10 protein-coding genes are annotated in these 13,035 nt (G+C 71.1%); 6 read left to right on the top strand and 4 right to left on the bottom strand.

Going from position 1 to position 13,035, the window contains the following annotated elements; genetic code table 11:
• Positions 1-522 precede the first annotated feature (522 nt).
• The 6 genes from OL599_RS19305 to OL599_RS19330 all read left to right on the top strand — a co-directional run bounded on the left by OL599_RS19305 (position 523) and on the right by OL599_RS19330 (position 9,052).
• Complete coding sequence (locus OL599_RS19305; RefSeq protein ID WP_408886961.1) at positions 523-1,317, top strand: N-acetylmuramoyl-L-alanine amidase family protein; 795 nt, start codon at positions 523-525, stop codon at positions 1,315-1,317.
• 46 nt (positions 1,318-1,363) lie between these two features.
• Positions 1,364-3,958: a penicillin-binding protein 1A gene (locus OL599_RS19310; protein WP_264715542.1), complete on the top strand. Its 2,595-nt coding sequence runs from the start codon at positions 1,364-1,366 to the stop codon at positions 3,956-3,958.
• 45 nt (positions 3,959-4,003) lie between these two features.
• Positions 4,004-5,135 (top strand): peptide chain release factor 2 gene (gene prfB, locus OL599_RS19315; RefSeq protein ID WP_264715543.1). Its coding sequence is split into 2 segments (ribosomal slippage): positions 4,004-4,072 and positions 4,074-5,135, totalling 1,131 coding nucleotides; the frame shifts between segments, so codons are not numbered across the junction.
• 78 nt (positions 5,136-5,213) lie between these two features.
• Positions 5,214-6,761, top strand: a complete 1,548-nt coding sequence (locus OL599_RS19320; RefSeq protein ID WP_264715544.1) for an alpha/beta fold hydrolase — start codon at positions 5,214-5,216, stop codon at positions 6,759-6,761.
• A gap of 96 nt (positions 6,762-6,857) precedes the next feature.
• Positions 6,858-7,925: a class I SAM-dependent methyltransferase gene (locus OL599_RS19325; protein ID WP_264715545.1), complete on the top strand. Its 1,068-nt coding sequence runs from the start codon at positions 6,858-6,860 to the stop codon at positions 7,923-7,925.
• A gap of 209 nt (positions 7,926-8,134) precedes the next feature.
• Complete coding sequence (locus OL599_RS19330; protein WP_264715546.1) at positions 8,135-9,052, top strand: DMT family transporter; 918 nt, start codon at positions 8,135-8,137, stop codon at positions 9,050-9,052.
• Positions 9,053-9,117: 65 nt separating this feature from the next.
• Here the strand turns inward: OL599_RS19330 and OL599_RS19335 are convergent, their stop codons facing one another.
• The 4 genes from OL599_RS19335 to OL599_RS19350 form a co-directional block, all read right to left on the bottom strand.
• Positions 9,118-10,326 carry an ABC transporter substrate-binding protein gene (locus OL599_RS19335; protein WP_264715547.1) on the bottom strand — a complete coding sequence of 403 codons (1,209 nt, stop codon included), beginning with the start codon at positions 10,324-10,326 and terminating at the stop codon, positions 9,118-9,120.
• 81 nt (positions 10,327-10,407) lie between these two features.
• Positions 10,408-11,406, bottom strand: coding sequence for an asparaginase (locus OL599_RS19340; RefSeq protein ID WP_264715548.1), 999 nt, complete (start codon positions 11,404-11,406; stop codon positions 10,408-10,410).
• Positions 11,403-12,845 carry an amidase gene (locus OL599_RS19345; protein ID WP_264715549.1) on the bottom strand — a complete coding sequence of 481 codons (1,443 nt, stop codon included), beginning with the start codon at positions 12,843-12,845 and terminating at the stop codon, positions 11,403-11,405. The genes OL599_RS19340 and OL599_RS19345 overlap by 4 nt, the downstream gene beginning before the upstream one ends.
• The gene (locus tag OL599_RS19350) at positions 12,842-13,033 is read right to left on the bottom strand and encodes a hypothetical protein (protein WP_264715550.1); all 192 of its coding nucleotides are present in this window, start codon (positions 13,031-13,033) and stop codon (positions 12,842-12,844) included. The genes OL599_RS19345 and OL599_RS19350 overlap by 4 nt, the downstream gene beginning before the upstream one ends.
• Positions 13,034-13,035: the final 2 nt, after the last annotated feature.

Raw genomic sequence — 13,035 nt, forward strand, 5'->3', positions numbered from 1 at the left:
CTGCGGTCGGGCGCGCGCCGGTGAAGGAGCGCCGCCCCGGTGGAACTCACTGCCGGCCGCCCTCGGGCGGTTCCCGCCGCCATGCCGCGCGACCGCACTGTGCGGGCCGCAGGACAGACATGACTTGGCCGGCGCGCACTGCGCGCGCGGCGCGGACGACGGCGTGTGTGGGCGGTGGTCGAACCGGCCGGAACGGCGGCGTGCGCCACAACAAGCGGCTCGCCTGGCCCGATTGGCCTGAAACATCTCATCCGCCGGTCTGGCCCGTTGACGGAGCGCACGGCACCGCCCGCGGCACGTCGCCGAGGCAGGATGACCATGAAGCAATCGGGCCCCGACCGCAAGCAGCAGATGCAGCACGGCATGACAGCCGGGCGAGCACGACATGAATCAGCCGTAATCAAGCAGGACGGTGCAGATGTGAATGCGATGTGTTAGAAGATCCCTCATGTTGTGCCGCAAGGATGCCTTGGAGTGATCACCCGCCGCCTGTTGCTGGGCTCGGGCGTCACCGCTACCTTCGTGCTCCCGGCGACGATCGCCGCCGCCGCGCCGCCGCGCTCCTCCTCCAGGACCGCCGCGCGGCCGCCATTACCGCTGGTGCTGCTGGATCCGGGCCATGGCGGCAAGGACCCCGGCGCCATCGGCGTCTCCGGCACGTATGAGAAGCACGTGGCGCTGGCCTCGGCGCAGGAACTGCAGCGCCAGCTCATCGCCAGCGGCCGCTATCGCGTGGAACTGACCCGCACCCGCGACGTGTTCATCCCGCTGCAGGACCGCGTCGGCATCGCCCAGCGCCGCGGCGCCGCGCTGTTCGTGTCCATGCATGCCGATGCGCTGTCCGACCACGGCGTGCGCGGCGCCAGCGTCTACACCCTGGCCGACACCGCCTCGGACGCCCAGACCGCCGCCCTGGCGCGACGCGAGAACGCGGCCGACCGCTTCGGCGGGCCCAGCTTCCGCGATACCCCGCCGGAGGTCGCGCGCATTCTCACCAGCCTGGTGCGCCGGGAGACCCGCACCGGCTCGGCCCGCATGGCCCACAGCGTGGTCGGCGAGCTCGGCCGCGACGTGCCGCTGCTGCAGAACCCCGCGCGCCATGCCGGATTCATGGTGCTGCGCGCCGCCGACATCCCCAGCGTGCTGGTCGAGATGGGCTTCATGTCCAACCGCCAGGACGAGGCGGCGCTGCGCCGGCCCGATCACCGCGCTCGCGTCGCCGCCGCCATGAAACGGGCGGTGGACGCCTATTTCGCCCATGCCGGCCCCGCGCCGGCCGGCCCCTTGCAGCCCGGCGCCGCACGCACGACTGGTTAGTGCACGGCGCTACCGCGCCATCCCCGATTTGGTGTAACTGAACAGCATGACCGAGCCCCTGACTGCGGGCGAGCCACTCGCCCCCCAGCCCGGCCGGCGGCGCGAGGCACCCCAGGCCAAACCGCCAGCCCCCCCGAAGCGCCCCCGCCGGTTCAGCTGGCTGGGGCGGCTGTTCGGCACGTTGCTCGGGCTGATGCTGGTGGCGGGCGCCGGCGGCGGCATCGTGCTGTATGCCGCCTACAAGAAATTCAGCGCCGACCTGCCGGATATCGACGGCCTGCAACATTACCAGCCGCGGGTGATGAGCCGGCTTTATGCCGGCGACTCGCGCCTGCTCGCTGAACTGGCCACCGAGCGGCGCATCTTCGTGCCGTCCAGCGCCATCCCCGACATCGTCAAGCGCGCCTTCATCTCGGCCGAGGACCAGAACTTCTTCATCCATCGCGGCGTGGACCCGATCGCCATCGTCCGCGCCGCAGTGACTGACCTGCAGCAATACGGCCAGGGCCGCCGGCCGGTCGGCGCCTCCACCATCACCCAGCAGGTCGCCAAGAACATGCTGCTGGGCAACGAGGTGTCGCTGGCGCGCAAGGCGCGTGAGGCGATCCTGGCGATCCGCATCGACGAAAGCCTGAGCAAGGACCGCGTCCTCGAACTGTATCTGAACGAGATCTACCTGGGCCTGCAGTCCTATGGCGTGGCCGCCGCGGCGCAGGCCTATTTCAACAAGTCGCTGGACCAGCTGACGCTGCCCGAGGCCGCCTTCCTGGCGGCGCTGCCGAAGGCGCCCAACAACTACAATCCGTTCCGCTTCCCCGACGCCGCCAAGGGGCGCCGCGACTGGGTGATCGACCGCATGGCCGAGGACCGCGCGATCACCGCCGAGCAGGCGGCCGCGGCCAAGGCCACGCCGATCACGCCCTCGCCATTCCGCCGGCCGGAGACGGTGGCCGGCGGCGACTACTTCGCCGAGGAAGTCCGCCGGCAGATGGTCGACCGGTTCGGCGCCGACCAGACCACGCAGGGCGGGCTGGTGGTGCAGACGACGCTGGACCCGGTGCTGCAGGCAGCGGCCGACAAGGCCCTGCACGATGGGCTGATCCGCTACGACCAGCGCCGCGGCGGCTGGCGCGGCGCGGTCGCGCATGTCGATGGCGGCGCCACTTTGCGGCAGACCTGGGCCAACGCCCTGGCGCAGCAGGCCCGCCCGGCCGGGATGCTGCCGGAATGGCGGCTCGCGATCGTGACCGAAACCACCGACGCCGAGGCGAAGCTGGGCTTCGTGGAGCGTCCGTCCGGTGCTGCCGCCGGCCAGCCGCGCGTGCTGCCCATGCTGCTGTCCGACCTCGGCTGGGCCCGGCCGGTACGCGACGGCAAGCCCGGCGCCGCGCCGCGCCGGATCAGCGACGTCGTGCAGGTCGGCGATATCGTCATGGCCGAGCTGGTGGCCGCCACGCCGGCAGTGCCCGGCCGCGCGCCGGCCCGGCCGGAGCGGCTGCTGCTGCGGCAGATTCCGCAGGTCCAGGGCGCGCTGGTGTCGCTCGATCCCGCCACCGGCCGGGTGCTGGCCATGTCCGGCGGCTGGAGCTTCGAGCTCAGCCAGTTCAACCGCGCCACCCAGGCGAACCGGCAGCCCGGCTCCAGCTTCAAGCCCTATGTCTACCTGACCGCGCTGGAACACGGCGTCTCGCCGTCGCAGCGCTTCCTCGACGCGCCGTTCGTCGTCGACCAGGGCGCGGCGGGCAAGTGGCGGCCGGGCAACTACGAGCTCGACTTCAACGGGCCGATGCCGTTGCGCGTGGCGCTGGAGAAGTCGCGCAATCTCGTGACCATCCGCGTCGCCGACCGCATCGGGATGGAGGCGGTGGCGCAGACCGCGATCGGCTTCCACGTGGTCGACAACATGCCGCGCGTGCTGCCGGCCGCGCTGGGCGCCGTCGAGACCACCGTGCTGCGGCAGGCCGCCGGCTATGCCGGCTTCGCCGCCGGCGGCAAGGAGGTCACGCCGACCCTGATCGACAGCGTGCAGGACCGCGACGGCAAGGTGATCTGGCGCGCGTCCGGGCCCGGCACGCCGCTGGACTGCACCGGCTGCAACGACCCCGCCCAGCCGCCGCAGCTCACCGACACGCGCAAGCAGGTGGTCGATCCCGACAGCACCTTCCAGCTGGTGACGATGATGCAGGGCGTGGTGCAGCGCGGCACCGGTGTTGCCGCCGGGGCCGGCCTGAACCGCGCCATCGCCGGCAAGACCGGCACCAGCCAGGACTTCAATGACTCCTGGTTCGTGGGCTTCACCCCGGATCTCGTCACCGCCGTCTGGGTCGGCTTCGACACCCCGACCTCGCTCGGCAACAACGAGACGGGTTCCAGCAATGGCGCCCCGATCTGGCACGACTTCATGGCCGTGGCGCTGAAGACCCGCCCCAACCTGAAATTCATCCCGCCGCCGGGCGTCACCATGGCCAGCTGGGACACCGGTTGGGGGACCGTGACCGACGCGTTCAAGCCCGACCAGACACCCGGCGCCTCCGGCCCGATCGGCAGTGGCGGGGGCGGCGCGGCGGGTCCGGCGGCCGCGTCCGACGGCGCCCCGCCGGAGGCCGCCGGGGTCGACAGCGGCCTGGGCGGGCTGTATTGAGCGCACCCCTTTTTCGTCGCCCACACTCATTCGAAGCACGGGACCATGTCCGCTGAATCCGACGCCCTCAACGAGCAGATCAAGCAGTCCGTCGCACTGCTGAGGAGGCATCTTTGACTGGGATGCCGCGATTGCCCGCCTCGACGAACTGAACCACCGCGCCGAGGACCCCGCCCTCTGGAACGATGCCGCCGCCGCCCAGGTGCTGATGCGCGAGCGCAACCGGCTGGCCGCCCAGATCGAGGGCGTGCGCAAGCTGGAAGGCGACGTTGCCGACACGCTCGAACTGATCGAAATGGCCGAGGCCGAGGGCGACGCAGCCATGGTGGCCGACGGCATGGCGGCGCTGCGCGCGCTGGCCGAGGAAGCCAAGCGCCGCGAGATCGAAAGCCTGCTGTCCGGCGAGGCCGACGGCAATGACTGCTATGTCGAGATCAACGCCGGCGCCGGCGGGACCGAGGCGCAGGACTGGGCCGAGATGCTGATGCGCATGTATGTCCGCTGGGCCGAGAAGCACGGCTACAAGGCGCAGCTGCTGGAACAGAGCGAAGGCGAGCAGGCCGGCATCAAGTCCGCGACCCTTCAGATCAGCGGCCCCAACGCCTATGGCTGGCTGAAGACCGAGGCCGGCGTGCACCGCCTGGTGCGCATCAGCCCGTTCGACGCCGCCGCCCGCCGCCAGACCAGCTTCGCCAGCGTCTGGGTCTATCCGGTGGTGGACGACAACATCGAGATCGAGATCAACGAGAACGACCTGCGCGTCGACACCTACCGGGCCTCCGGCGCCGGCGGCCAGCACGTGAACAAGACGGAATCGGCGATCCGCCTCACCCATCTCCCCTCGGGCATCGTGGTCGCCTGCCAGACCGACCGCAGCCAGCACCGCAACCGCGCCACCGCCATGGGGATGCTGAAGGCGCGGCTGTACGAGGCCGAGCTGCAGAAGCGCGAAGCCGCCGCCACGGCGCAGGAGAACGCCAAGACCGAGATCGGCTGGGGCCACCAGATCCGCAGCTACGTGCTGGCGCCCTATCAGCTGGTGAAGGACCTGCGCACCAACGTGGAGAAAGGCAACCCGGACGCGGTGCTGGACGGCGACCTCGACGCCTTCATGGCCGCCGCCCTCGCCGCCCGCGTCGGCGCCACCCGCAGCGAGGCTTCGGCCCAGGCCCAGTAGGCCCACGCCCAGCAGGCAATGGCTGAAACGATCCGCGGGCGTTAATCTACGGCCCCATCACGCTGCGGAGGCAGCACGATGCGCGGTGCGGAGACACGCTACGCCAAGAGCGGCGACGTCCACATTGCCTATCAGGTGCTGGGGCGTGGGCCGATCGACATCGTCTTCGTCCAGGGCTTCATCTCGAATCTCGAGGTGCAGTGGGAGGAGCCTGGGCTCGCGCACCTGCTGAACCGGCTGGCCGCGATCGGGCGGCTGATCCTGTTCGACAAGCGCGGCTCCGGGCTCAGCGACCGCGTCGCCGAGATGCCGACGCTGGAGACGCGCATGGACGACGTGCGCGCGGTGCTGGATGCCGCCCGCTCCCGCCAGGCCGTGCTGATCGGGGCGTCCGAGGGCGGGCCGATGGCCATCCTGTTCGCGGCGACCTATCCCGGGCGCACGCGCGCCCTGGTGCTGTACGGCGCCTATGCGCATTTCCTCACCTGGGTGCTGTCGCGCCAACAGGTGGAGGCGTTCGTGGCCGCGGCCGACCGGGACTGGGGCTCGGGCGGCAGCCTGAAGAGCTTCGCGCCGGGCCTGCTGGGCGATGCGCGGTTCCGCGACTGGTGGGCGCGGTTCGAGCGGCTCGGCGCCAGCCCCGCCGCCGCCATGGCGCTGGCCCGCATGAACAGCGAGATCGACGTGCGCCCGGTGCTGCCGGCGGTGCGCGTGCCGACCCTGGTGATCCATCGCCGCAACGACGTGCGCGTGAACATCGCCGCCGGCCGCTACCTCGCCGCGCATATCGCCGGCGCGCGCTATGTCGAGGTGGACGGGAGCGACCATCCGATCTGGGTGGGCGACACCGACAGCGTCGTGGACGAGATCGAGACCTTCCTGACCGGTGCGCGCCCGGCAGCCGCCGTGAACCGGCTGCTGTCCACCGTGCTGGCCATCGACATCGCCGACGCCGCGCGCTGCGTGGCCCATGCCGGCGACCGCCGCTGGCTGGAGACGCTGGGCCGCTTCCGCAGCATCGTCGCGGAGCAGATCGCGCGGTTCCAGGGCCGCGCGCTGGAGCCCGGCCGCGCCGGCGCGCTGGCGATCTTCGACGGCCCGACCCGTGCGGTGCGCTGCGCCATCGCCGTCCGCGACGCCGCCGGCGAGCTGGGGCTGGAAGTGCGCGCCGGCGTGCACACGGGCGAGATCGAGATCGAGGGCGATGCGGTCGGCGGCATCGCCCTGCACGTCGCCGACCGCATCGCCGCCGCCGCGCGCCCGGGCGACGTGCTGGTGTCCGGCACGGTGCGCGACCTGGTGATCGGCGCGCCGCTGCAGTTCTCCGAGCGCGGCGAATGCGCGCTGGAGGGGGTGGTGGACCGCATCCGGCTGCTGGCCGTGATCGACCGGCCGGAGCCCGCGCCCACCGTGCCCGCCGACCATCCGGCGCTGCGGGCGCTGAGCCCGCGCGAGGGCGAGATTCTGGACCTGGTGGCGCGCGGCCTGACCAACCCGGCCATCGCCGACGCGCTGGCGCTCAGTGAGCACACCGTGAAGCGGCATGTCGCCAACATCCTGCTGAAGCTCGACCTGCCGACCCGCTCGGCGGCCGCCGCGTTCCTGGCGACCGCGCTGCGCCGGTGATGGCTCCATCGGGCCATGGCCGGCATGGCCCATATGAGCGAAGCACCGCAGGCTGGCCGTCCCTAACCTCGCGCACAACGCCAGGGGGAGGATGCCATGCCGACAGCCGCACCGGACGAAACCCGTCTCAACGCCTTCGTCGGCCGCATGCTCGACGACATGGGGGCGACGCTGAACGCCTCGCTGGCCCTCGTCGGCGACAGGCTCGGGCTGTATCGCGCCATGGCCGAGGCGGGGCCGGTGACGCCGGCCGAGCTTGCGGCGCGCACCGGCACCGTGGAGCGCATGGTGCGCGAGTGGCTCGCCGCCCAGGCCGCATCGGGCTATGTCGCCTACGACGCGCAGGCCGGCCGCTACACGCTGCCGCCGGAGCAGGCGATGGTGTTCGCCAACGAGGACAGCCCGGTGTTCCTGGCCGGGTTCTTCGACATCGCCGCGGCGGCCTTCCGCGGCGCGGACAAGATCGAGAACGCCTTTCGCAGCGGCCGCGGCGTCGGCTGGCACGAGCAGCACCGCTGCCTGTTCTGCGGCACCGAGCGGTTCTTCCGCACCAGCTACAAGCACCATCTGGTGCAGGAATGGATCCCCGCACTCGACGACGTGGCGGCGAGGCTGGAGCGTGGCGGGCGCGTCGCCGATGTCGGCTGCGGGCATGGCGCCTCGACCATCATCATGGCGCAGGCCTATCCGAATGCGCGATTCACAGGCTTCGACTACCACGCCCCGTCCATCGAGGCGGCGCGTGCGGCCGCACAGGAGGCGGGCGTGGCCGACCGCGTGAGCTTCGAGGTCGCGGCGGCCAAACAGTTCCCGGGCACGGGCTACGACCTTGTGGCGTTCTTCGACTGCCTGCATGACATGGGCGATCCCGTCGGCGCGGCGGAGCACGTGAAATCGGCGCTGGCGCCCGACGGCACCTGGATGATCGTCGAGCCGATGGCCGGCGACCGGCTGACCGACAACTTCAATCCGGTGGGCCGGATCTACTACGCGGCCTCGACCATGATCTGCACGCCGGCCTCGATGTCCCAGGAGGTCGGGCTCGGGCTCGGCGCCCAGGCGGGGCCGGCACGGCTGCGGGATGTGGTGACGCAGGCGGGCTTCACGCGCTTCCGCCAGGCCACGGCGACGCCGTTCAACATGGTGCTGGAGGCGCGGATCTGAGACCGGCGGAATCGCGCGCCGGGTCGGTGGGGCAGAACAAAGACTCATCAGCGGTCATCCCTCCTGTCCGGTATGGGTGGCATCGGTCCCGCCGCGCTTTATAAGGAGGAGATAGGGGTCGGATTCCGGCGAGCCTGCCGTGCGGCCTTCCGCTTCATGCCTGGCGTCGAACGCAGGGAGGCCAGGGCACGATGCAGGATCACCCCAGGATGACCGTCGCCGAATGGGGGTTGCTCCTGCTGCTTTCGCTGCTGTGGGGCGGCTCGTTCTTCTTCTCGAAGATTGCCGTGCAGGAGGTGCCGCCGTTCAGCGTGGTGCTGGCCCGCGTCGGCATCGCCGCCGCGGCGTTGGGTCTCTATCTGCGGGTGCGCCGGCTGTCCGTGCCGCGGTCGCTGTCCGCCTGGGGCGCGTTCGCCGGGATGGGCGCGCTCAACAATCTGATCCCGTTCAGCCTGATCTTCTGGGGCCAGACGGCCATCGCCAGCGGGCTGGCGTCCATCCTCAATGCCACGACACCGGTCTTCTCCATCCTGGTCGCCCACTTCCTCACGACTGACGAGAAACTTTCCGCGAACAAGATGGCCGGGATCGTGCTGGGCATCGCAGGTGTGATCGCGCTCGTCGGCGCGGACGCACTGACCGGCTCCGGCCGCTCGTTGCTGGCCATGCTGGCGTGCCTCGGCGCGGCGCTGTCCTACGGGTTTGCCAACGTGTTCGGGCGCCGGTTCCGGCGCATGGGCGTCGCGCCGGCGGTGGGCGCCTTCGGGCAGATCACCGCCACGGCGATCATGATGACGCCGATCGCCCTGGTCTTCGACACGCCCTGGCGTCTTCCCCCGCCCAGCGCGCCGGTATGGGCCGCGCTGGTGGGCCTGGCGCTGCTGTCGACGGCCCTGGCCTACGTCATCTTCTTTCGCATTCTCGCGCGCGCCGGTGCCACCAACATCTCTCTCGTGACACTCCTGGTGCCGGTCAGCGCGATCCTGCTGGGCAGCGTCGTCCTCGGCGAGCGTCTGTCGGCCGTTCAGCTCGCAGGCATGGCGCTCATCGGCCTCGGACTCGTCACCATTGACGGGCGCGTATGGAATGCCGGCCGGCTTGCGGGTGCGCCGCCTCGCAGCCGTTAGCTGTCGCGGCCATGGAGGCTGTCCCTGTTTGACGCGCCGATGGGCGGCGTTCCGCTCCCGGTGCATCATTTCACCAGCGGGCAGCCCCCCTCGGCCAGCGGGCGGAAGGCCTGGTCGGCGGGGATGGTCTGCACGAGCTGGTACGCGTCATAGGGAGACGTGCTCTCGCTCGGCGCCTTCACCCGGAACAGGAACATCGGGTGCAGGACCCGCCCGTCGGCGCGGATCTCCGTGCTGGCGAACAGCCTGTCCTGCAGCTTCGTGCGCTTCATTGCCTCGACCGCCCTGACGCCATCCAGCGTGCGGTTGTCGCGCACGCTGCGCAGGTAGTGCAGGGCGGCGGCGTAGACGCTGGCCTGGTCCTCGGTCGGCATGCGGCCGTTGAAGCGGGCGGCGAAGCGGCGGCTCCAGGCGCGGGTGTCGTCGTTCAGGTCCCAGTAGAACGCGGTGGTCAGCAGCAGCCCTTGCGCCGCCTGCAAGCCGAGCGCGTGGATGTCGGGGATCTTCATGAACAGCGCGCCGATCTGCGCGCCGCTCCTGCCGACGCCGAACTCGGCTGCCTGCTTGACGGCGTTGACCGCGTCCGCCCCGGTGTTGGCAAGCATGATGACCTTGGCGCCGGAGGCCTGCGCCTGCAGCAGCGGCGCCGAGAAATCGGTGGTGCCCAGCGGGATGCTCACCTCGCCCAGCACCGTGCCGCCACCGGCCAGCAGCGGCGCGGTGGCGTCGCGCACCAGCGTGTGGCCGAGCGCGTAGTCGACGGTGATGAAATACCAGGAGTCGAGCCTGGCACTCAGCATGGCCCGCGCGATGCTGTTGCCCTGCGCCCAGGTATCGGTTTCCCACTGCACCGTGGTCGGCGCGCAGGCCTTGCCCGTGAGGTCGGAGGTGGCGGAGCTCGACGCCAGCGCCACACGGTTCTTCTCCTTCATCACGTTGGCCACCGCCAGCGCCACGCCGGAATTGGGCAGGTCGGCGATGGCGGCGACCCCCTCCTGGTCCACCCAGGCGCGGGCGATGGCGACGCCGACATCGGGCTTGTTCAGGTGGTCGCCCACCAGGATCTCCACCTTCAGCCCGTTGCTTTCGGGGGCGAAATCCTCGGCGGCCATGCGCGCGGCCAGCGCCGAGCCGGGGCCGGTGGCATCGGCGAACGGGCCGGACATGTCGGTCAGCACGCCGATCCTGACGGTGTCGTTGGGAAACTGCGCGCGCGCGGCGGGCGGCGCCAGCGCCAGGACCGCGGCCAGCAGGGCCAAGGCGGGACGAATCATCCGAAACCTCCCTGTTGCGGCTGCCGTTCGCGGCAGTCCGGATCGTTCCCGATCCCATCCCCGTAACGACGTCGCCGCGGTTCAGTACGTCAGGAACATCCGCTCGATCTCCACCGGGTCGCGCGTCTTCGTCAGCGCCAACGCCAGCAGCAGCCGCGCCTTCTGCGGCGTCAGGTTGTCGGTGATCAGGAACCCGGCCTCGCGCAGGCGTTTGCCCTTGTGCGTGCGGCCGCTGCCGGCGCGCGTGCACTGCATCACCACCACACCCTGCGCCGCCGCTTCCTGCAATGCGGCGAAATCGCCGGGTGTCGCCATGCCCGGCGCGAAGCCGGCGGAGATGATCCCTTGCGCGCCGGCCGCCAGGAAGGCGCGCACCGCGGTCCCGTCCGCGCCCGCATAGGCGTAGGCAATATCGACGCGCGGCAACGCGTCCAGCCCGCGTATGTCGAATTCGGTGTCCGGCGCCACCGCGCGGATGGGCCGGCGATAGAAGGCGATGGCGTCGCCGTCGGCGTGGCCGAGCACGCCGAAATCCGCGGTGCGGAATGTCTGCAGGCGCAGCGTGGCGGTTTTCGTCACGTCGCGCGCGGCGTGGATCTCGTCGTTCAGCAGCACCAGCACGCCCATGCCGCGCGCGCCCGGGCTCGCTGCCGTGCGCACGGCGTTCAGCAGGTTCATCCCGGCATCGCTGGACAGCGCGCTGGCCGGGCGCTGGCTGCCGACCAGCACGATGGGCACCGCCACCTTCGCCGTCAGGTTCAGGAAATACGCCGTCTCCTCCAGCGTGGCGGTGCCGTGGCCGATGACGATGCCCGCGAGATCGGGATGCTCGGCCACCAGCGCCTCGCAGCGCGCGTTCAGCGCCTTCCAGTCAGCGAAATCGATGTTCGGGCTGGGCACGGCGCTGTGGCGCACCGGAACCACGTCGGCCACCATGCCCAGCTCGGGATAGCGCGCCACCAGCGCGTCGGCCTGCAGGATCACGCCGCTGGCGCCGTAATCCTGCAGCTCCAGCGACGTGGCACCCATCGAGGCGATGGTGCCGCCGGTGCCGATGAACGCGACTTTCGGCAGTGTCATGCCGTCACCATCGGCGCTTCGCCAACCACCGCCGGCGGGCGCAGCGTGTGCCAGCTTGTGTCGCGCTGATACGCATCGGCCAGTTTCAGCACGCGCGCCTCGGCGAACGGGCGCCCGGCGAGCTGCAGGCCGATCGGCAGGCCGTTCGGGTCGAAGCCGCAAGGCTGGCTGGTGGTGGGCAGGCCAAGATAGTTGAACGGCCGCGTGTTCACCGACACCGCCATGAATTTCTGCTCGGTGCCCGGCGGGCCGTGGTCGATGTCGGTCTCGGCCAGCGTCGGCAGGCAGGTCGGGATGGTGGGCGAGGCCAGCACGTCGCACTGCCCGAACACGTCGCGCGCGAACCGCTTCAGGATCGGCCCGCGCTGCGCCAGCGCCTCGACGTAATAGGCGCCGGGCACGGCGTAGCCGGCATACAGCCGCGCCGAAAGATGCACCGCATAGTCCTGCGGCCGCTCGCGCATCCAGCGCGCGTGGATTGCCGCCGCCTCGACGCGCGAGAGCACGCCGACATAGGCGGTGATCGCGTCCATCAGCGGCAGTTCGAGCCGCACGATGGTCGCCCCGCGCGCGGCCAGGACGGACAGCGCCGCCTCGAACGCCACCAGCACCGGCGCGTCGGCGAGGGTGACGAGCGCATTGGTGGGCACGCCGACACGCAGCCCGCGCAGGTCGCCGTCCAGCGCCGCCTCGTAATCCGCCACCGGCTCCCGGGCGCTGGTGGGGTCGCGCGGATCATGCCCGGCGATCACCGAGAGGATGCGCGCGCAGTCCCGCGCGCTGCGCGCCAGCGGCCCCACATTGTCCGCCGAGAACGACAGCGGCATCACCCCGTAGCGCGACACCCGCGTCTGCGTCGGCTTGATGCCCGTCACCCCGCAGGCCGAAGCCGGCAACCGGATCGAGCCGCCGGTGTCCGAGCCCAGCGACGCATAGGTGGCCGCGCACGCGACCGCCGCCCCCGAGCCCGAGGACGAGCCGCCGGTGATGTAGGGCAGGCTCCAGGGATTATGGCAGTCGCCGAACGCGCGGTTGTGGCCGGTGGGATTCTGCGCGAACTCCGCCATGTTCAGGCCGGCGAAGGAATAGGCGCCGGCCGCCGCCAGCCGCTCGATCACGGTGCAGGTGACGGTGGGCACGAAGTCGCGGCGGATCGCCGAGCCGCAGGTGCAGGGCCGGCCGGCCTGGTAGTACATGTCCTTGTGCGCCAGCGGCACGCCGTGCAGGCGGCCCAGCCTGGCGCCGGCCTGCACCGCCTTGTCGGCGGCAGCGGCGGCTTCGTGCGCGGCCTCGCGGTCCACCCAGATGGTGGCGTTGATCTGCGGGTTCACCGCATCGAGCCGGGCCAGGCACGCCGCCAGCAGTTCGGCCGAGGTCGCCTCGCGCCGCGCCACCGCGTCGGCGGCCTCCACCAGCGAAAGATCGGCGAGCGTGCTCATTCCTTCGTCTCCTGCAACGCCGCCTCGAAACTCGACGGCTCGTCCTCGAAGCGCATCTGGTCGCGCGCCGCCTCGAAGGCGCGGATGGTGTTGGCGAGGTCGGCGGCCATGCGCCGTGCGGCGTCGTTCGGGGGCGTGATGCCGTGCCAGGCGGCGATCATCGTTTCGGTGGTGGCAAGGAAATCCATCG

The sequence above is a fragment of the Limobrevibacterium gyesilva genome (assembly GCF_025989185.1).
GTDB classification, from domain to species: Bacteria; Pseudomonadota; Alphaproteobacteria; order Acetobacterales; family Acetobacteraceae; genus Limobrevibacterium; species Limobrevibacterium gyesilva.